At 42.7% G+C, this 20,459-nt stretch carries 14 protein-coding genes; 4 read left to right on the plus strand and 10 right to left on the minus strand.

What is annotated here, in order from left to right; translation table 11 throughout:
- Positions 1-7: 7 nt before the first annotated feature.
- The 3 genes from PQ469_RS15370 to PQ469_RS15380 all read right to left on the minus strand — a co-directional run bounded on the left by PQ469_RS15370 (position 8) and on the right by PQ469_RS15380 (position 4,407).
- Complete coding sequence (locus tag PQ469_RS15370; RefSeq protein WP_274213768.1) at positions 8-1,321, minus strand: alpha-L-fucosidase; 1,314 nt, start codon at positions 1,319-1,321, stop codon at positions 8-10.
- A gap of 123 nt (positions 1,322-1,444) precedes the next feature.
- Complete coding sequence (locus tag PQ469_RS15375) at positions 1,445-3,382, minus strand: SGNH/GDSL hydrolase family protein (RefSeq protein ID WP_274213769.1); 1,938 nt, start codon at positions 3,380-3,382, stop codon at positions 1,445-1,447.
- Between the two features lie 440 nt (positions 3,383-3,822).
- Positions 3,823-4,407: an LOG family protein gene (locus tag PQ469_RS15380; RefSeq protein WP_274213770.1), complete on the minus strand. Its 585-nt coding sequence runs from the start codon at positions 4,405-4,407 to the stop codon at positions 3,823-3,825.
- A gap of 132 nt (positions 4,408-4,539) precedes the next feature.
- On the opposite strand from PQ469_RS15380, the gene PQ469_RS15385 reads away from it, so the two are divergent.
- On the plus strand, positions 4,540-5,310 hold the full coding sequence (locus PQ469_RS15385) for a hypothetical protein (RefSeq protein ID WP_274213771.1): 771 nt from the start codon (positions 4,540-4,542) through the stop codon (positions 5,308-5,310).
- Positions 5,311-5,537: 227 nt separating this feature from the next.
- On the opposite strand, the gene guaB is transcribed toward PQ469_RS15385, so the two are convergent.
- The 4 genes from guaB to lysS form a co-directional block, all read right to left on the minus strand.
- Positions 5,538-7,010, minus strand: coding sequence for an IMP dehydrogenase (gene guaB / locus PQ469_RS15390; RefSeq protein WP_274213773.1), 1,473 nt, complete (start codon positions 7,008-7,010; stop codon positions 5,538-5,540).
- 193 nt (positions 7,011-7,203) lie between these two features.
- Positions 7,204-8,487, minus strand: coding sequence for a M16 family metallopeptidase (locus PQ469_RS15395; RefSeq protein ID WP_274213774.1), 1,284 nt, complete (start codon positions 8,485-8,487; stop codon positions 7,204-7,206).
- A 124-nt stretch (positions 8,488-8,611) separates the two neighbouring features.
- Positions 8,612-9,889, minus strand: coding sequence for a M16 family metallopeptidase (locus PQ469_RS15400; RefSeq protein ID WP_274213775.1), 1,278 nt, complete (start codon positions 9,887-9,889; stop codon positions 8,612-8,614).
- A gap of 215 nt (positions 9,890-10,104) precedes the next feature.
- Positions 10,105-11,826 (minus strand): lysine--tRNA ligase, encoded by a 1,722-nt coding sequence (gene lysS, locus PQ469_RS15405; protein WP_274213776.1) that lies wholly within the window; start codon positions 11,824-11,826, stop codon positions 10,105-10,107.
- 201 nt (positions 11,827-12,027) lie between these two features.
- On the opposite strand from lysS, the gene PQ469_RS15410 reads away from it, so the two are divergent.
- Positions 12,028-12,921, plus strand: coding sequence for an SMP-30/gluconolactonase/LRE family protein (locus PQ469_RS15410; protein ID WP_274213777.1), 894 nt, complete (start codon positions 12,028-12,030; stop codon positions 12,919-12,921).
- 70 nt (positions 12,922-12,991) lie between these two features.
- Here PQ469_RS15410 and PQ469_RS15415 read toward each other — a convergent pair whose 3' ends face one another.
- A complete protein-coding gene (locus PQ469_RS15415; RefSeq protein ID WP_274213778.1) occupies positions 12,992-13,309 on the minus strand; it encodes a hypothetical protein in 318 nt (105 codons plus the stop codon).
- A gap of 406 nt (positions 13,310-13,715) precedes the next feature.
- Between PQ469_RS15415 and PQ469_RS15420 the strand changes: the two genes are divergently transcribed.
- Positions 13,716-14,417 carry a hypothetical protein gene (locus PQ469_RS15420; protein WP_274213779.1) on the plus strand — a complete coding sequence of 234 codons (702 nt, stop codon included), beginning with the start codon at positions 13,716-13,718 and terminating at the stop codon, positions 14,415-14,417.
- A gap of 760 nt (positions 14,418-15,177) precedes the next feature.
- Here PQ469_RS15420 and PQ469_RS15425 read toward each other — a convergent pair.
- Positions 15,178-15,573 carry a hypothetical protein gene (locus PQ469_RS15425; protein ID WP_274213780.1) on the minus strand — a complete coding sequence of 132 codons (396 nt, stop codon included), beginning with the start codon at positions 15,571-15,573 and terminating at the stop codon, positions 15,178-15,180.
- A gap of 346 nt (positions 15,574-15,919) precedes the next feature.
- On the opposite strand from PQ469_RS15425, the gene ligD reads away from it, so the two are divergent.
- Positions 15,920-18,634: a DNA ligase D gene (gene ligD / locus PQ469_RS15430; protein ID WP_274213781.1), complete on the plus strand. Its 2,715-nt coding sequence runs from the start codon at positions 15,920-15,922 to the stop codon at positions 18,632-18,634.
- 366 nt (positions 18,635-19,000) lie between these two features.
- Here the strand turns inward: ligD and PQ469_RS15435 are convergent, their stop codons facing one another.
- A complete protein-coding gene (locus tag PQ469_RS15435) occupies positions 19,001-20,335 on the minus strand; it encodes a sensor histidine kinase (RefSeq protein ID WP_274213782.1) in 1,335 nt (444 codons plus the stop codon).
- Positions 20,336-20,459 lie beyond the last annotated feature (124 nt).

A 20,459-nucleotide genomic window follows, 5' to 3' on the forward strand; every position in this document is an offset into this window, starting at 1 on the left:
GTGCAGGTTATGATTTTATTACTGGTATATCCATAGCGTTCACATCAAGCTCCAACACAATTACCGAGCAATTTTCATCAGGTAAAGTGGCCGGCAACTCTATCTTATAGCCTTTACTGTCCGACCGGATTGCAACCGCATTGCCGTTCAAAAAGTATGATTTCAGGATTTTGGCATTGGGCAGCAATGGAATATTTAGTGTGCTATCCTTACGTTGAAAAACATTGATATAAATTTTATTGCCTAAGCGCGTTGCACCATATTCGGTGGTTGGTGCGTATGGGCCACCTTTTGTGCCATAAATCGCTTCACCGTTTTGCCTTAACCAGGCCCCCATTTCTTTTAAACGGGCTACCTGCCGGGCTTCCATGTGGCCATCCATCGCCGGGCCAACGTTAAATAACAGGTTACCATTACCCGATGCCGATGTTACCAAAGTTTGGATACATTGTTTTAGTGATTTCATCCCATCATTTGGTTTCCAGGCCCATTGGTTGCAAATGGTAATGCAACTTTCCCATGGTTCATCCATATTAAGTTTGCCTATCGTTTGTTCCGGGGTTAAAAAGTCACCTACTGCATCGCCGCCAAGCTTATCGCTTATTTTTCCAAGCCTGTTGTTTACAACTACGTTAGCATCAACGCTTTTAATGTAACTGTAAATTTCTTTGCCATCTTCTGTTGTCCATGGTTTTTCCCAATAGCCATCAAACCAAAGCATAAACGGATGGTATTTGGTAATCACTTCTTTCAACTCGCTTTTCATGCGGGTTTTAAAAGCAGCCATGTCTCCTTTCCTGGCATTTATTTCGGGGTGATGAGGGTTGTCTATCGGGTAATCCTGGTCATGCCAATCGAGCACAGTCATATAGATACAAAAGGTAATGCCTTGTTTTTTACAGGCTTTGGCCAACTCCCCAACCAGATCTCTTTTAAACGGCGATTTGGAAATATTATAATCCGAATAAGCACTTGGCCACAACAGGAAGCCATCATGATGTTTGGCTGTTATGGTGAGATATTTCATACCGGCATCCTTAGCAGCCTTTACCCAGGCATCGGCATTAAATAATACCGGGTTAAATTCGTGGTACAAGTTATCGTAATCCTCCTCAGACACCTGGTCGTTGCGGCTCCAGCCAATTTCGGTACCACGCTGGGTTACCGGGCCAAAATGAATAAACATACCGAAACGTTTATCCATAAACTGATCCATGACCGCTTTGGGAGTTTTAACCGGAATTGAACTTGTTGCCTGCTGAGCGATAGCTAAACAGGTACTTAATAAAAGGACTCCCAATAGTCCTGCTTTTCTTTTCATAGTATAGTTTAATTATTTTTTGGTTAGACTGAGTTGGATTGGGTTTAATTAGGTTGATTGAGTTGGATTAGGTTGGTTTGGTTTTAAAAACCACTCACTTATTAAGCCTAATCAACCAATCATTTATTTATTGTTTACAAAAAAGTTAACAATGCGGCACGCATGACCCTTACTCAAATTGTTCTTTTTATCGCTTATTTTAATTTTTAAAGTATGGTTGCCATTGTTCAGCTTATCGCCCAATATATGGTAAACCCCAAGATGAATCCAGCTATAATACGGGGTTAACAGGTCGAGCTCTTTATAGGCACCGCCATCAATAGAGTAAGATATAATGCCCGCATCGGGCCCGGCCACCACCGCAATACCAACAGCTGTGCCTTTAAATGGCAGGGTGAGTTCACTACCTGGTTCTGTAGCCTGCAGCATGGGCACATCAACAAAACCCGGGCGGGTTGACAAGCCATCCCTGGGATTCCATTTGGTATCGATAGCCCAGCCTTTATCCAACCGGGCATTAGTAATGTTATAATAGCTACCATTATTATAACTGGCGTTATCAATTGATTTAGGTAAAACAGCTTTAACCTGTTGTTTATAATTTGCAGCAACGCCGGCCTGCAGCAAGGCTTTAATGGTTTCAAAGTAAAGCTCCTGCCCATGATACCAGGGGTGGATATCTTTAAAATCATCGGCCCAGGTTAGCTCTTTGTTTTTTATTTTATCGTTAACCTCAAACGCGAGGTTTACATAAGGTAAATTGTAATGAGTAGCTACCAACTGGTGGTTCAGCAACTCGGGCGATACTTTGCCTTTGCCGTAGTTTTCTATTTTTTGAGGATCAGCAAAGGCCATCATTATAACATCCATCATCGGGTTGTTCGTTTTTGCATGCCTTATAATACCCTCTAAAGCCCGAACCTGCGTAGTACTATCTGTGCCCCTATCGTTTACAGCAGCCTCTACAAACAGCAGGTCGGTTTTACCCGAGTCAAGGATATCCCTTTGCAACCTGAATGCGTGCGGTAAACTACCTAACGATGGTATCCCGGCAGCTATAAAATGAAAATCTGTTTCGGGGTAAGTTTCCCTGAGATATTTGCAGACCTTATCGCGCCAACCGGGGTTAAAAGTGATCGATCCGCCTAAAAAAGAAACGGTAGCTTTTTTATTTACTGTAGCAGCGTAGTAAAAATTATTTAAGCCGCCGGCCGTTTTGACATAATCTGTGTAAGGCAGTATTTTTTGTACCGGGTATGAGTTATTGTAGATAAATTCGGCGTAATAAGTCGGGCGATCTACCGTAAAATGATGCCCCTGTAACTCCATTGGCCCCTGTGTTACGGGATGGATGCTAATGGGACCGCCCAAAGCAATATAGCGTTTGGCCAGCACATCGCTATTCTCGGCAGGCGGGGCAAGTTTATCGTCGAGTCCTATGGTATGTAAAATGGGCACCCGGAACGAAGCAAGGCCTTCCAGGTTATCAATTGGGTTATCGTTGTAGGCAATAGCCTGTTCTTCGGTAAAATGATAAACCTGTTTTAGTTCGTTCCAGGCACCTGCATCTCCGGCCCCCTTCAACTTTCCTCCGGGCCAGCTTTTAATATCACAAACCGGCGTTTCCGCATAAATACAGGTTACCTTATCGGGATTGCGTTTGGCCCAGGCATAAGCATACAGGCCTCCCCTGCTCACAGCTTCGAGTGCTACCTTTGGTGCAAAGGCAAGCTGTGTAGTTAAATAAGTGTAAAATACATCATAAAACTTTATTGCCGATGGCGCACCATACTGGTTATCAACATTGATAAAGGCTATATAAAACCCTTTCGCAAGCAAAATACTGTCTATATCGGTATGCCAGTCGGGAAAAGATGTGCGCCAAACCCAGGGATTACCAGGCAACGGATGTGCGGGCTTAACATAGTAAGCATCCCGGTCGGCAAATTTCAGTTGTATTCTTTCAAAGCCTTTCCATAAGTTGGTCTTGCTTTGTGCATCTGCATTAATAAAAAGGGTTGTTAACAGTAATAAAAAAACAGCGTGTTTTAATTTTGACATAGGTTTTAACATTACAATTCGGGCAAAGGTGTTTATGCGCTTCGCGGCTTTTGTGAACAAAGTATTTTTAAACAGGCCATAACATGGCCATGTGCACGTGTTAAAAGATGCTGCATTTACCCTATTTGTTATTATTGGTTGGGGTAAATATATAAGCTAATTGCACTTCAAAAAATGGATAAACCTTTTAAAACGATGGATTATACACCGATAAATAGTGTTATAAAATGCGCTTAAAACAATTATGCCATTGTACTAAATTACCGATCTTCGTATTAGTAAAATCAGTTTCGATCTAATTAACCGCAAATCATGATTGTATAGAATAACCCGTTTGGCTGTAGTGTGATGCTTGCCGTGCTTTTGCCGGATACTACACCCGACGGTACCAGAGTAACGGCGTTATGTAATCAAAATATATATAAACTGCAAACACCAAACTATGTCAGATCTCTGTCCCTAAACCAAACTTCATCGGGCTTGGCGTTAAAGCTGTCCATCAGGTTTACCAATTCAATTGGGTCGCCGGAGGTAATCACCAGTTCGCGGTTGGTGGGTTTCAGGAATTTTTTCTCAACCATTACATCCAGTTGCTTTAACAACGAATCGTAATACCCGCCGGTATTAAGCAGCCCTATCGGGTGGTTGTGCAACCCTAACTGCAGCCAGGTAAGCACTTCAAAAAACTCTTCGAGGGTACCAAGTCCGCCGGGCAGGGTAATGATGCCATCGCACAAATCATTCATCATTTGTTTGCGCTGGTGCATGTTATCTACAATATGTAGTTCAGTTAATCCCGTGTGCCCTACTTCCTTATCCATCAAAAATTGCGGTATTACGCCTATCGCTTTACCGCCACGGCTTAAAATGGCATCGGCTATCAACCCCATAACGCCAACTTTACCGCCGCCAAATACCAGGGTAATATCGCGGTTTACCATAACTTCGGCTAACTGTTCTATAGCTTGTTTTAATAAAGGATCGCCGTTAAAGTTGGCGCCGCAGAATACGGAAATGGATTTCATGGCGCAAATATAAAATTTACAGTAACCACTTTACAGGTTACGATAGTATTATCCATTAACTTTAGCCGTTTATCCATTTAATACGTATTATTACACCCTTACATTTACCCAACCTTATAAACCAAACACCGCATGAAAAAAACCTTAATCCTTGCAGCCGTATTATTTACAATCGGCCTTAAGAGTTCTTTTGCCCAAACTGTTACCAATCCCGATGTTGAAACTTCTGACAGCCCGACAAGCACCATCACTAAAATTGAGACAGATCAACAGTATACCGTAGTAAGTTTTAGACATTATGCCGGCAGCGACAACGCCTGGGCCGTGCTTAACAGGGAAATTTATATTCAAACAGATGTTGATAATAAACACTACGGGTACGTAAAATCGGAAGGGATTGCCGTAGTTCCTGAGACCAGGAACACCTTAAAAAAAACAAATGATAAGCTGGAGTTTAAAGTGTATTTTAAAAAGATTCCAGCCAATACCAAAAGTATCGATATTATTGAACGCGCCGGAAAACGGAACGACGGAATAACTTATTTTAATTTTTACAATGTTGATCTTATACACTCATCGCCCGGGGATAAGGGCGTAAAAATAACCAACGTGGAATTATTGCCACCGCCACCGGTAAATGGGACAGGGCAACCTTTAGACGGGGCTAACATGTTGGTAAATGCCATGGGTGGAATGGGTCCCATGTATACATCCATGGTAAAAAGCTTGCTTGACGCACAATTTACTTACTACCAACAGCCAGGCAAAATAGCCGAGATAGCAAAACTAAATAAAGAGTATTTTGATGCGCTTACCAAAGAGGGCTTTACCAACGACCAGGCATTAAAAATAATAACATCAAACAGCATTATCCCAAAGTCGGCCTCTATTAACGGCCAGTAAATAGCTGCCAAAAGAGAAGCCAGTAAGGTTATAAGTTTTACTTACAACCATACTGGCTTTTTTATTATCTGGAGAAAATCCAACCGCTCACCTAATCAACCAAAAACTACCTGCTTGTATAATTAAGCGCTTCTTTAGTTTTTTAATTACTGAATTATAGATTTACCGAATTATTGAATTACTGTATTTAAATCAATAATTCAGTCATTCAATAATTCAATAATTGCTTACCTGCTTGTATAATTAGGAGCTTCTTTAGTAATGGTAATATCGTGCGGGTGGCTTTCGCGCATACCGGCTGCTGTTATGCGTACAAACTTGGCGCGTTGCAGATCTTCAATGTTGGCAGCACCACAGTAGTGCATACCGGCGCGTAAACCGCCGATGTACTGGAAAATCACTTCGCCCATATTGCCCTTAAATGGCACACGGCCTACAATACCTTCAGGAACCAATTTAGTTACCACATCTGTTTCATCCTGGAAATAACGATCTTTTGATCCTTTTGCCATTGCTTCAACAGAACCCATACCGCGGTACGATTTAAACTTACGGCCTTCGTATATGATGGTTTCACCCGGTGATTCTTCTACACCTGCAAACAGTGAGCCTGCCATGATAGAGCTTGCACCGGCTGCAATAGCCTTTACAATGTCGCCTGTTTGTTTGATACCACCATCGGCAATAACCGGGATGCCACGGCCTTCTAATGCTTTAGCGCACTCGTAAACGGCGTATAGTTGTGGTACACCCACACCCGCAATAATACGGGTAGTACAAATTGAACCCGGACCAATACCCACTTTAACAGCATCGGCGCCGGCATCTGCAAGGGCAATGGCTGCATCGCCTGTAGCAATGTTACCGGCAATAACCTGCAGGTTTGGATGTAAAGCTTTAATGGCTTTCACCATATCAATAACCCCTTTGCTGTGGCCATGGGCCGTATCAACCGTAACCACATCAACACCAGCATTTACCAGGGCGGTTACGCGGTCGATATTGTCGGCAGCAACGCCAACGGCAGCTCCTACACGCAGGCGACCAAACTCGTCTTTACAGGCGTTGGGGAAGTTTTTAACCTTCTGAATGTCTTTGTATGTAATTAAACCTACCAGCCTGCCATTTGGATTTACAACCGGCAGTTTTTCAATTTTATTGCTTTGCAATATCGAGGCAGCTTCTGTAAGTGTAGTGCCTTCGGGTGCTGTGATCAGGTTTGTTTTAGTCATTACGGTACTAACCGGAACGCTCATGTCTTTTTGGAAACGCAGATCGCGGTTGGTGATAATACCTTTAAGGCGATGATCGGCATCAATTACCGGGATACCACCGATGCTAAACTCCTTCATGATCTGGAATGCATCTGCAAGCAGGGCATCTTCCAGCAAGGTAACCGGGTCCTGGATCATGCCGCTTTCAGATCGTTTAACTTTACGAACTTCATCGGCCTGGGCCTGTATGGTCATGTTTTTATGCAGCATACCTATACCACCCGCCTGGGCAATGGCAATAGCCAGGCCAGATTCGGTAACGGTATCCATAGCTGCCGAAATGATGGGAATGTTTAAACGGATGTTTTTGGTTAACCAGCTGCTGGTGTTAACATCGCGCGGTAATACTTCTGAATAAGCGGGGAGTAGTAAAACGTCGTCGTAAGTTAATCCTTCGGCAACAAATTTAGATGGGTCTAACTGCATAGCAAATAATTATTTTGGAGTTATTATTTGCCGGGCAAAGCTAACTTTTTATTTCGGATTTCGGATGTTCGATTTCGTAATTATTTAAAAATTGCCTTTCTGTGATATTTGGGGAGATTTGGGATTTCGGATGTTCAATTTCGGAATTAAAGACCAAATCCGAAATCGAACATCCGAAATCCCAAATCAAAAATTAATACTTTCCTACTATCACTTTATAAAAACGCTCAAAGTGGAAATATTTATTGGCTAATTCCAATAACCTTGCAGAGTCGACACTTTTTACTGTAGCTGCATACCTGTCGTAATAATCATAATCCAAACCGGCAAAATAGATACTCTTGAATTTATCGGCATGCGAAAAAACATTCTCCAGGCTGCCTAACAACGAGCCTAACATGTAGTTGCGTACCAATGAAAGCTCTTCGTCGGGGATTAGTTCGGTTTTAAGGATATTGATTTCCTTTTCAATTTCGGCAAGGGCCGGTTTGCACACATCTGCCCCAACCTCGGTAGCTACAAAGAAGGACCCGGCCTGTTTAAACGAGCCCAGCCCCGAGCCGATGCCATACGTATAACCTTTATCCTCGCGAATGTTGGCCATTAGCCTCGACCCGAAATAGCCGCCCAAAACCGTATTCAACACCTGTAATTGCTGAAAATCCGGGTGGCTACGGTTAATCATCGGTGTACCTATCCTGATGGCCGATTGCAGGGCTTCTGGCTTCTCGGTAAAGTAAAATAATTCTGAAGCCGGTACAATTTCCGGCTGGGTGGTATCGGCGGGTTTATCGCCATTTACCCATCCTTTATCAAACGTATCGGTAATAAGGGTCAAAGTTTCCGGTTCAATTTTCCCTGAAATGATAATGGTGCAGTTTGATGGCTGGTATTGCTCTTTATAGTGTGCAACCAATTCATCGCGCTGCAGGGCTTTATAATTATCAAAGCTTGCACCCACCCCGTATATGGTATCGCCATAAACCGCCTTGTTAAAATTGCGGCGGCCAACAACATCATTTTTTTGCAGGCTAACCTGTAGCTTTTGTTGCTGGTTACGTTTAAAAGTTTCCAATTCCTTCTCGGGGAAGGTTGAATTGGTTAAAATATCAACAATAACCGGCAAGGTATGGTGCAGGTGCTTATTAAGGCTGTACAATACAACCTGCGAGTTTTCGTACCCGTATTCCACCTGCAAAAAGGCGCCGTAAAAATCAACCTTATCGGCAATCTGGGCCGCGGTTAATGTACTGGTACCTTCGGTGAGCATGGTATTTACGGCCATGTTCAACAGCGGCAGCGCCGGGTTAAAACGCAGGTTGCCAAAAATCCATTCTATGCGAACCAATTCCTGGTCGCCGGAGTTAAAGCAAAATATATTACAGCCGTTACCGAGCTTTTTATGCGCGGGGCGTATCAGGTTTATATTATCGATAGCCTTAAAATCAGGGGCTAATGTTCTATCTAAGTTGGTCATTCGTCAGTAATTCTTTTTTCTGAACCCGGATTAAGCAGATTAATCAGATTTTTTGGATTTGATTATACTAATCCTGTAAATCCGTTAATCTGAAAAATCGTGGTTCAGATCAATTCCAATTCTGTTAATTCTCTAATTCTGAAAACTCTGATTCAGAAACTTCGGCTTTCTCGGCCAAATAAATCAGCGTTGAAGAATTGTCTTTCCTGAATATCTTATTAGCAGCTTCTTTGATCTGCGCGGGAGTTACCGCCAGGTATTTGGCGGTTTCCTGGTTCAGCAGGTCAGCATCGCCCAGCAACTCAAACGAGGCCAGGTTCATGGCTTTATCCAACAACGACATTTCAGAAAACACCATGGTCGATTCGGTCTTGTTTTGCACCTTGGTCAACTCATCAGCCGGAATCTCCGTGGCTTTTACTTTTTCCAGCTCGTCCCAAAACGCGGCTTCGGCCTGCTCAATACTAACGTTTTCCAGGGGTTTGCCCTCTAACACAAACATACCTTTATCCAGGCTGCCTGTAATGTAGGCATGCACCTCGCTAAAAATTTGCTTATCCTGCACCAAACTACGGTACAAACGTGACGAGTGACCACGCGACAAGATATCACTCAGTAATTCCACCGGGTAATAATCATCATCCAGCCTTGCCCCCATCTGGAACGCGATGTACACATCGTTCAGCGGCACTTTGGCAGTAACCGTTTCGCGGCGTTCGTCATGCTGTTCGGGCTCCTGCGGCAGGTTGCGTGTGTATTTCTCACCAGCGGGGATTGGGCCAAACCATTTTTCGGAGAGCTTTTTAACCTCTTCGGTTGTGATATTGCCCCCAACTACCATAATGGCATTTTGCGGGTTATAATGTTTTTTAAAGAATGCTTTCACATCCTCAATTTTGGCATCCTCGATGTGCTTGATGGTTTTACCAATGGTAGCCCAACGGTAAGCGTGCTGTTTATAAACCAGCGGGCGTAGCTTTAGCCAAACATCGCCGTAAGGCTGGTTAAGGTAACGCTGCTTAAACTCCTCAATTACTACGTTACGCTGCACCTCAAGACTTTTTTCGCTAAAGGCGAGGTTTAACATGCGATCGCTCTCGAGCCAAAATGCTGTTTCGATATTGGCCGATGGCAGGGTGATGTAATAGTTGGTGATATCGTTACTGGTAAAAGCATTGTTTTCGCCTCCTACCCTTTGCAGTGGCTCATCGTAGCTTGGAATATTTACAGATCCGCCGAACATCAGGTGCTCAAACAAATGAGCAAAGCCCGTTTGCTCGGGATCTTCGTCGCGTGCACCAACATCATACAGAATGTTGAGCACTGCCATAGGCGTGGTATTATCTTCATGAACAATAACCCGGAGGCCATTATCCAGTGTAAACCGGTTGAATTTAACCATGGATAGTTCTTATTTTAACAAAGCAAATGTAAAACTTTTGACGACAATCGGAGCGGAGAGTCAAGAATTAAGAGTCAAGAATCAAGATGGAAGAAAACTGGCACTCAGCAACGGTCTCAAAAAGCGCCATTAATTAATAAAAAAACGACCGCGAATTTCCTTTAAATAAGGCACTTCGCGGTCGTTGTAAAAGGTAACGTTAGTTTTCTTGTATATTATTTAAACCAGGCCATCACCTCGTCTTTGGTAGGCATGGTAATATCCAGCTTCAATTTTTTGCGCATGCCGCCAAGATCATTAAATACTTTGTTGGGGTTGGCGGCTTTTAGTTCATCTACCGCATTAAACCCCATTGCATTAAGCACGGGTACCCACTCGGCCTTAACACCTATATTTATAAAGTCGTCAGCAGTAACAACTTTAGCTTTTTTCTCGGGGCGCATCTGCGGGAAGAATAATACTTCCTGGATAGTGCTCTGATTGGTCATCAGCATCACCAACCTGTCGATACCGATACCCAGGCCCGATGTTGGCGGCATACCGTATTCCAGGGCGCGTAAAAAGTCGTCGTCCATGGCCATGGCTTCGTCGTCGCCCCTGCCTGCAAGTACCAACTGCTCCTCTAAACGTTCGCGCTGGTCAATCGGGTCATTTAACTCCGAGTAAGCGTTGGCTATCTCTTTACCATTTACAAACAACTCAAAACGCTCTACCAGGCCATCTTTGGTACGATGTTTTTTGGCAAGCGGGGTCATTTCGATTGGGTAATCGGTAATATAAGTTGGTTGGATTAGGTTATGCTCAACCTTGGCGCTGAAGATCTCGTCAATCAGTTTGCCTTTACCCATGGTTGGGTTAACTTCTATTTTCAGCTCGGCACAGGTTTCGCGCAAAGCGGCTTCATCCATAGCCGATACATCTATCCCTGTATATTTCAGGATAGAATCGTACATCGATAATTTTTCGTACGGACCGGCAAAGTTAATTTCGTTGCTGCCTACCTGAACAACGGGAATACCGTGGACAGCTTTGGCAACAGTTTCCAAACATTCTTCAACCATGGCCATCATCCATATGTAGTCTTTATAGGCTACATAAATTTCCATGGCTGTAAATTCCGGGTTGTGTGTACGGTCCATACCCTCGTTACGGAACATTTTGCCAAATTCATATACACCATCAAAACCTGCAACAATAAGGCGTTTCAGGTAAAGTTCATTGGCTATGCGCAAAAACAAAGGCATATCCAGCGTATTGTGGTGCGTGGCAAACGGACGCGCCGCTGCGCCGCCATGTACCGGCTGCAGTATAGGGGTTTCTACCTCCATCCAGCCCTGCGCGTTAAAATAGTTGCGCATACTGCTAATCACTTTGGACCGGTTGATAAATATTTGTTTATAAGCCGGGTTAACAGTTAAATCAACATAACGCTGACGATAGCGAAGTTCAGGATCGGTAAATGCATCATATATATTCCCTTCGTCATCGCGTCGAACTACCGGTAGTGGTTTCAACGATTTTGAAAGAACGATTAATTCTCTTACGTGAACAGAAATTTCGCCGGTTTGCGTTAAAAACACATAACCTTTAATTCCAACATAATCGCCAAGGTCAAGAAGTTTTTTAAATACAGTATTGTATAAAGTTTTATCCTCATCAGGGCAAATATCATCGCGTTTCAGGTATATCTGGATACGGCCGGTTGAATCCTGGATCTCGGCAAACGATGCGTTGCCCATGATACGGCGGGTCATGATACGGCCTGCGATAACTACATTTTGGTAGGCCTCGGGTTTTATTGCAAAATTATCGGTAATATCCTGTGCCCAGGCGTTAATATCAAATGCTTCGGCGGGGTACGGGTTTATGCCCAGTTCCCTTAATTTTTGTAAAGATTCGCGGCGGATAATTTCCTGCTCGGATAGTGCAATACTCATGTTTTGAACGGTATTTTTAATAAAGGTGCAAAAATAGCGTTTTTAATGGAAAAGCCCCACCTAAATCCTCCCCGGGAGGGAGGACTTTAAAAAAACGCAACAAAAAGTCTCCCCTTCAGGGGGAGATTTAGAGGGGGCCTGGGAGCTCTTCTTCCTTTTTCTACAAAAACAACCTACATTAGCAAACCAATTACCCAAAATATGAAAAAACTGTCCCTGATATTATTTGGCCTGGTAGCCGCCACTTGCAAAGTATTTAGCCAGGATACTACTGCTTTATACAACGCCGGCACCAAAGCTGTGTTAATCGCCAAACAATTCTCTTTCACCGAGGGGCCGGCTGTTGATAAAAAGGGCAATGTATTTTTTACCGATCAGCCCAATAATAAGATCTGGAAGTATAGCACGGATGGCAAACTTTCTGTTTTTATGGATAGCGCCGGCCGCAGCAACGGAATGGATTTTGACAGTAAGGGCAACCTCATAAGCTGTGCCGATGGTAAAAACGAACTTTGGTCTATCAGCCCGAAAGGAAAAATAGAAGTATTACTTACCGGCTATAAAGGGCAAATATTTAACGGACCTAATGATGTTTGGGTAAGGCCGGATGGTGGGCTATATATAACCGACCCCTATTACCAACGCGACTATTGGACGCACAAAAAGCCCGAGCTTGATGGCCAAAAGCTTTACTACCTGCCAAAAGGTAAACATGAAGCCGTTATGGTTGATGATAAATTTGTAAGGCCTAATGGCATAGTTGGCACTGCCGATGGCAAACATCTTTTTGTTGCCGATATAGGGGATAACAAAACCTATCGCTACGATATTAATAAAGACGGTTCATTAACCAACAAAATGCTTTTTGTGGCGATGGGATCAGACGGGATGACGATTGACGAACTGGGCAACATATACCTTACCGGTAAGGGCGTAACTATTTTTAACCCGAAAGGCGAAAAAATTGGCCACATTGATATTGATGAACCCTGGACAGCCAACATTTGTTTTAGCGGTAAAAACCGGGATGTATTATTTATAACGGCGTCAAAAGCGGTGTATACTTTTCAAATGAAAGTAAAAGGGACTAATTAAGTCGCAAGTCTTAAGTCGGATTTAGTTCTTTTGACTTTAAGTTTAAAGCTTTCGACTATAGACTACAGCACTATGCTTTCTGTTGTAATATAGATATAATTTGCTGCTGCTCGCCGTTGCTGAGCAGTTCGCCTTCGTAGTGCCAGGGTCCCGACTGGGGGAAATATATGGTGCCCAAATAATCGGGATTATCTTCATCGGCTAAAGAGGGGCCGTCGCCATCAATCTCCATTTCTTCCGTAAACAGCATTGACTCATTGTCTACCGAAGTTTTGTAAATTTTATATACACCGGTATCCGCAAGGTTATGTTCCAATACCGGTTCAATGATAATATTTCGTAAACTGCCGTCGGCATGCTTTAAATCTGCGTAGACCGGATTTTTCATAAGCGAGTGGTTTTGTTAGATTAATACAGTAGTATTAAGTATTTTGTTTTATGGCTCTATGATGGTTATTGTGGATGGTTAAAATTGACAGGTACAATTTATAGCGGATGTGCAAATCAAATTAAGTTAAACCGAAAAAACATATTTACCCCATAAAACATAGAACCCATTTTTCGGTGTTTAATTCATCAATTGGACTCAATCCGTAACCGAACTTATTTCATTTATGCGGATAGCTACAGATAAATATAAATATTTTTTGACAACAAGGAAAAAATACACATAACTCTTTCCCATTCTTCTTTATTCCCGAACCGGCGATTTTTAACCTTCATTTAAAGCAGGCAAAAACTATTTTTTTGTATTAAAAAATGTAAATTGGTAAGTCATTTATTATATTACATTAATGAATTTTATTGGTAAAATATCGCTTTTTTTAACGTTGTTTAATGTCGTGCAATTGCATTTACATTTCAACTTGAAGCCGGTTTTAACACCGTCAACCTCAAAAAAAGATTCAGTCCGACAAAGTAAAACCGAAATTATAAACGGCATTAGTTATACTGCGATAAATACTTTTGGTGATGGCGTTAGCCCTGGCAGGTTTTATATAAAAGATAAAAGCGGCAAAATAGTTTATAAAGCAACCGCCGATGACGAAGTGGTTTATTTTAAATTCATTGATTTTAATGGAGACGGTTATAAAGATATCACCGTAGAGTTAAGGGGAGTAGATTCGGGTGCACAGGACCTGATTATTTACGACGTAAAATCAAACACATTCAAATTAGCCGGCGATTGTTCAAATGCGGAAAGGATTCCAACAACAAAATTTTACTATACTTACGAGGATTGTTGTATGGGAAGAGTTTGGAGCAGCAACCTGTTTTACATTACCGATTCAAAGATCATCAACGTGGGCAATATTAAGTATGACGATAACGGTGACTATGGCATTTCGTTTTACAAACTCAACGGTCAAAAGCGTGTTTTTATAAAAAAATGGAAAGTGCGAATTAACGGTGAGACGCCTGTTTCAACAGGTAAACATATCGATTTTATTTTGAAGCATTATTGGAAGAATCATTGGCGTAGTTTTATTGAATAACGCAGGTTAAGCAAATAAAGATAACTCAAATCATTTCAGCGCTTTTTTTACCGAATTTCATAAACTGCGCAGTAATCAACGGGTAATCATCCAAATTCATCAAACAACCTTTAGATAGGTTGGATGCTTTCTGATTCGGTTTTGAAAGTTTTAAAAACCTATAGAAACAAGAAGCGCCCTCTGATGGGCAGGGGCGCGTTCTAACCAATTATAAACCTAAATTATGAGAAGAGCTGTAAGGGAGGTCTCGAACCTTCTGGTGCTGCCGTTCAGCGCCTTACAAATACTACACTGCAAATATACTACACATCTTTTATTTTGCAAATATTTTAAGTAAAAAAGTTAACTATTAACAATTTAATAATACAGCAAGCATTTAAGTGCGATATTGATAAATAAATAATTGTCATTTAAACACATTATCTGCCTGTATATCAATATGTTTATTTAACGCAATAATAATACCAATAGTGCCCTACGATTAAAATATTTTGATTATTTATTGGTTATGTTGACGACTTTTGCAGATTTTGATGCGATTTATTAAAAAACGCGCCTTCATTAGATAAAAAACTGTAACCCTCCTGCTTCAAGGCAGAATGCTTTTGTATTTTAAGCAGCACAAATAATTCTTAATGAAGTACGAAGGGCATCAAATTGGGAAAATTTTCGCCGTGGCGCACAAAACAAAGCCGCCCTGGCATATCAAAGCGGCTTATTATGGTGCGGGGGTTAAATCCTTTCCTAAAAATACAATTAGTTAGTTCTGCGGCACCGGCGATGTCTTCGCCTCTTTCCTGGCGGCCTTTTTTTGTTTTTGGGCTTCTACAAAAGCGAGGTATTTCGTTTTTTGTTCGGCAGTAAAAATGGCTTCCAGTTTGGCCTGCGCATTGTCACGGATCTGTTTATGTGAATACCGTTGTTCTTTTTTATCATTTGTACCTTTAAGGGCCTTCAAACTATCAAGTCCTCTACCCTGCTCCAGCAGCACCGCATTCACCTGGGTTATCTGGCTGTTGCTCAGGTTAAGCTGTTTAGTTAATACTTTAGTTTGTTTTGCAGCCCGTAATGCGGGGGTTGCCTTTACTTTTTCCTGGGCGTGTGCAAATAAGCCCAGCCCTGCAACAAAAGCTATCATCATGAATATCTTTTTCATAGTTTATATTTTTTTATGGTATGACTGATTTTTGCCGTATTGGTTTAAATAATAATGAACAATGTCCCGGTTAAAAAAACAAGCCTTTTTCGGTACTATGCATAACCAACAAAGTGTGTGTACCACCCGTAAATGAAACACTCAGAAACACCCTGGTACGGGGTGAAACACCCTGAAACACCCTGGTACGGGGTGAAACACCCTGAGACACCCTGGTACGGGTGACACACCTGTTCCGCTCCTGTGTTGGCACCAACCGAAATGCCAATGAACTAATGAACCAATGAACTAACCTAAAACCTTCTTCTCACTCATGATGTTATCCTAATAATCAAACATCAGCACCATGAGCCTGGAAACATATGCCAAAAAGCGCGACTTTACCAAAACAGCCGAACCAAAAGCCGGTAAAAGCAAGGATAAAAACAGCCTGACTTTTGTGATACAAAAGCACGATGCTTCACGGCTGCATTACGATTTCAGGCTGGAGATGGGTGGCGTGCTCAAAAGCTGGGCGGTGCCCAAAGGGCCGTCAACCGATCCAAAAACCAAAAGGCTGGCTATGATGGTGGAGGATCATCCTTATGATTACCGCAACTTTGAGGGCATCATCCCCGAAGGCGAATATGGTGGAGGTACTGTGATTGTTTGGGACGAAGGCACATATGAACCCATCGAAAAAATTAAAGGCAAAAAAGAGCAGGAAAAGCAGCTGTTAAAAGAACTTAAATCCGGATCATTAAAAATAAAGCTCCATGGCAAAAAACTACAGGGCGAGTTTGCCCTGGTAAAAACCCATGGCATGGGCGATAATGCCTGGCTGCTGATAAAGCACGATGACGATTTTGCAACAAAAAAAGATATTACTAAAGAGGACAAGTCGGTAATATCGGGCAAAACCATCGAGGCCATGGAAAAAACCGGTGAAAAGGTTTGGCAGAACGGGCATGAAGAAAATATTGAAAAGCCGAAGAAGGGCGCATCAATAAAAAAAGTGATTGAAGCAACCGAGCCCAAAGAAAGCGTGGCTGAACAGGAAGATATTGACATTACCGCGATATTAAAAAAAGCCCCCAAAGCTAAAATGCCAACCGGGATAAAACCTATGCTGGCCACTTTGGTTGATGAACCTTTTGACGACCCTGATTGGGTTTACGAGGTAAAATGGGATGGTTACCGCGCACTTGCTTTCGTGAACCAGGGAGAGGTGGAGCTATTATCCCGCAACAATAAAACGTTTAACCAAAAGTTTTACCCTATCTACAAACTGCTACAGGGTTGGAAGATTAACGCCGTGTTGGATGGCGAGATCCTGGTTTTGAATGATAAAGGCATCTCCAACTTCGGCAACCTGCAAAACTGGCGCAGCGAAGCCGATGGCGAACTGGTTTATTATGTTTTTGATATTTTATGGTACGATGGCAAAAACCTGGTGAATTTGCCTTTATCGCAACGGCAAGCCATACTCAAACAGGTTTTACCAACCAACGATGACCGCGTGCGCACCAGTAAAGTGTTTGACGCCAGCGGCATTGATTTTTTTAAGGCGGCCGAGCGGATGGGCTTAGAAGGCATTATCGCAAAAAAAGCCAATAGCACCTACGCTTCAGATACGCGCTCAAAGGAATGGCTGAAGATTAAAGTACACAAACGGCAGGAAGTAGTAATAGCCGGCTTTACCAAAAACGAGGATACGTCTAAACAGTTCAGTTCATTGCTGCTGGGTGTTTATGAAGATAAAAACCTGCAATATGTAGGTAAAGTGGGAACAGGTTTTTCGGATAAAGTACAAAAGGAAATGATGGTACAATTTAAGCCTTTAATAACTGACAAAAGTCCTTTTGATACTATTCCCGACGTAAACAAGCCATCGCGTTTCAGGCCAAATCCACCCAAAGCCAAGGCAACCTGGCTAAAGCCCCAACTGGTTTGCGAAGTAGCTTTTAGCGAAGTTACCAGCGACGGCGTGTTCCGTCACCCGTCATTCCAGGGTATGCGCGTTGATAAAAAGGCAACAGATGTAGTGCGTGAGGTTGCAGAACATACTGAGACAGCGATTGAACAAGCGAAAAAAAAACATGAAGATAGCCATGCATCGGCCATACAACCTCCAAAAGAGAAAGGAAGAAAAACCTTGCTAAACCCAACCGACGAAACCCAGGTGCGCAAAATTTGCGGCCATGATTTGAAGTTTACCCACCTGAGTAAAATTTACTGGCCCGAGGATAAGGTAACCAAGCGAGATATGTTTAACTACTATTACCAGGTAGCCGAGTACATTTTGCCTTACCTGAAAGATCGCCCCATGTCGCTTAACCGGTTTCCCGGCGGTATTCACGGCCCAAGTTTTTACCAAAAAGATGTAAAAGGCAAAGCGCCCGATTGGGTAAAAACATTTCCGTATACCAACGGTGAAGGCGAACACAAAGAATATTTGGTGGGCACCGATGAGGCAAGTCTATTATGGATGGCATCATTAGGCTGCATCGAGATGAACCCCTGGTTCAGTCGTATCCAATCGCCGGATAACCCGGACTATTGCGTGATAGACCTTGACCCCGACAAAAACACGTTCGACCAGGTAATCGCCGCAGCGCTGGAGGTAAAAAAAACATTGGATGCCATTGATGTTCCCTCCTACTGCAAAACTTCCGGCTCAACCGGCATGCATATATATATCCCAACCGATGCCAGGTATAGTTATGATCAAACCCAGCTGTTTGCACGTATTATAGTAAACATTGTTCACAAACAAATTCCCGATTACACTACCGTGGAACGGATGGTGGCAAAGCGTGATGGAAAAATGTACCTTGACTTTTTACAAAACCGCCCCGGCGCTACCATAGCCGGGCCCTACTCGCTCCGCCCCAAAATTGGCGCCACCGTATCTATGCCCCTTCACTGGGATGAAGTAAAACCTGGCCTTACTATGAAACATTTTACCATATTCAATTCAATAGACAGGCTGAAGGTTGAAGGCGATTTATTTAAGGGAGTATTGGGCAAGGCGATTGACTTGGAGAAGACAATGGAAAAAGCGAAATCAGTTTTCGGTTAGCAGTCATTGGTCATTGGTCATTGGTCATTGGTCATTGGTCATTGGTCATTGGTCATTGGTCATTGGTCATTTAAGGGCAAGTTTGATTGGGCTAACGATTGTTTTAATTTTTCTAATAAATCTACCCCTGATATCTTTTCTTTTCGAGGTGCGTAGGCCTGTCACCCTGAGCCTGTCGAAGGGTCGCGCGGAGAGGCCTTTACCCGCTATGGTTCGACAAGCTCACCATGACAGCCCTTTTTTACGATGTCATTCCCCCTTCAGAGTTTCGCGAAATTTTACGACTACCAATGACTAATGACAGCGCAGCGAAATGACCAAGGACAAGCGCAGCGACAATGCCCAATGACAGCGAAGCGAAATGAACTAACTAACCGGCAATTTCACTACAAAAACAGAGCCTTTGCCTTCTGTACTTTCCACGTGGATAGTACCCTTATGGCTTTCAACTATCTGGCGTACAATACTGAGCCCCAAACCTGTTGATTTTTCGCCACGCACGCCGGTGCGGCCGGCCTTGGTAAAGCGGTTGAATATTTCGGGCAGCATAGCCTCAGGAATCCCCATGCCATAATCCTGAACCTCAATAATCACATCCTTATTAACCTGGCTTAACCGCACGTCAACACGGCTGTTATCCTTTGAAAATTTCACGGCATTACTCACCAGGTTGTCAATCACGCGGGAAAACCTTTCTTTATTAATCAGTGCATAAGCGGGGTTTACACTGCTGATAAAAATAACATCAACGTTCAGTCTGCCCTGGGTCCGCCAGGAATCTACGGCGGTTTTAAGCAACTGATTTAATTCTGTTCTTTCGGTTTCAATAGGTCTCCCGTTTTCATTGCGGGCGGCATCCAGCAGGTCGTCAATGATCGACCGGGCTTTGGCGCACGACTCCTTAATCATATTTAAATTATCCTGCGTATCCTCGGTCACCTCATCAAGTTCCATCATCATCGCTATCGATTCAACCGAGGCAATAGGGTTGCGCAAATCATGAGCTACCATACCCAGCACCTGGTTTTTAAATACATTGGCCCCTTCTATCAGTTCATTTTTTTCACTTATTTGTAAAACCTGCTGGTAACTATTGGCTTTGTAAGTAAAAAAGTACCGGGAGGTTAAATAAAAAGCAGACAACAACACCACTGAAATTAACTGATTATAAACCATTTGCGTGGGCGATGTTTGGCTATAAAGCAACAAAGCAGTAAAAAACAACTCTACGCCTATAATAAGGATAATCGATTCGTAATACTCAAATACTACGGTCGCGCTTATGAGGCATAAAGCTATCAGGTAAAGTGTAAGCGAATTGCTTGGATCGGACGTGGCTATAAAGCTGGAATACATGCCACAGGTAATAATGTACAACGAAAATAAAAATACCGTAAACGCCATAAGCTGGGTGCTTTTTTTTTGCCTTTTATATTCCAGTATCAGCAGGTTGGCAGCTATCAGGAAAAACGGGGTTATTATCAGGAACACCCAGTTGCTTGTGTTAAATTCGGGAAAGTTTTGCGCTTTGGTAAGGCTTGCCGGGAAAACAACATACAGCACCCTTATAATGATATTCAACAATAAAAATATGATACTGGCTGCCCGTACAGCAATCAAATTCTGGTACGTGTAAAAATCTTTGTACAATGATCTGTACTTAACAGGCAGGCTATTGAAAAAAAAGCGCGTATTCAACATGAGTTGATATTTACCAAACGGATAAAAGTATTAAAAATGTTACAATTATTATAGGCCGCGACAAAATGACGCTTAATCTTTTTTTTACGTGACTTTTTATCATGTTTGGCCAACTGGCAAGGGA

This window comes from Mucilaginibacter sp. KACC 22773 (assembly GCF_028736215.1).
Lineage (GTDB): Bacteria > Bacteroidota > Bacteroidia > Sphingobacteriales > Sphingobacteriaceae > Mucilaginibacter.

Bases quoted from the DNA above. Each gene is read 5' to 3' on its own strand.
- ligD (WP_274213781.1), top strand. From the start codon at position 15,920: ATGAGCCTGGAAACATATGCCAAAAAGCGCGACTTTACCAAAACAGCC.
- PQ469_RS15385 (WP_274213771.1), top strand. From the start codon at position 4,540: ATGAAAAAAACCTTAATCCTTGCAGCCGTATTATTTACAATCGGCCTT.
- lysS (WP_274213776.1), bottom strand. From the start codon at position 11,826: ATGAGTATTGCACTATCCGAGCAGGAAATTATCCGCCGCGAATCTTTA.
- PQ469_RS15395 (WP_274213774.1), bottom strand. From the start codon at position 8,487: ATGACCAACTTAGATAGAACATTAGCCCCTGATTTTAAGGCTATCGAT.
- PQ469_RS15425 (WP_274213780.1), bottom strand. From the start codon at position 15,573: ATGAAAAAGATATTCATGATGATAGCTTTTGTTGCAGGGCTGGGCTTA.
- PQ469_RS15375 (WP_274213769.1), bottom strand. From the start codon at position 3,382: ATGTCAAAATTAAAACACGCTGTTTTTTTATTACTGTTAACAACCCTT.
- PQ469_RS15435 (WP_274213782.1), bottom strand. From the start codon at position 20,335: ATGTTGAATACGCGCTTTTTTTTCAATAGCCTGCCTGTTAAGTACAGA.
- PQ469_RS15400 (WP_274213775.1), bottom strand. From the start codon at position 9,889: ATGGTTAAATTCAACCGGTTTACACTGGATAATGGCCTCCGGGTTATT.
- guaB (WP_274213773.1), bottom strand. From the start codon at position 7,010: ATGCAGTTAGACCCATCTAAATTTGTTGCCGAAGGATTAACTTACGAC.
- PQ469_RS15370 (WP_274213768.1), bottom strand. From the start codon at position 1,321: ATGAAAAGAAAAGCAGGACTATTGGGAGTCCTTTTATTAAGTACCTGT.
- PQ469_RS15415 (WP_274213778.1), bottom strand. From the start codon at position 13,309: ATGAAAAATCCGGTCTACGCAGATTTAAAGCATGCCGACGGCAGTTTA.
- PQ469_RS15410 (WP_274213777.1), top strand. From the start codon at position 12,028: ATGAAAAAACTGTCCCTGATATTATTTGGCCTGGTAGCCGCCACTTGC.
- PQ469_RS15380 (WP_274213770.1), bottom strand. From the start codon at position 4,407: ATGAAATCCATTTCCGTATTCTGCGGCGCCAACTTTAACGGCGATCCT.
- PQ469_RS15420 (WP_274213779.1), top strand. From the start codon at position 13,716: ATGAATTTTATTGGTAAAATATCGCTTTTTTTAACGTTGTTTAATGTC.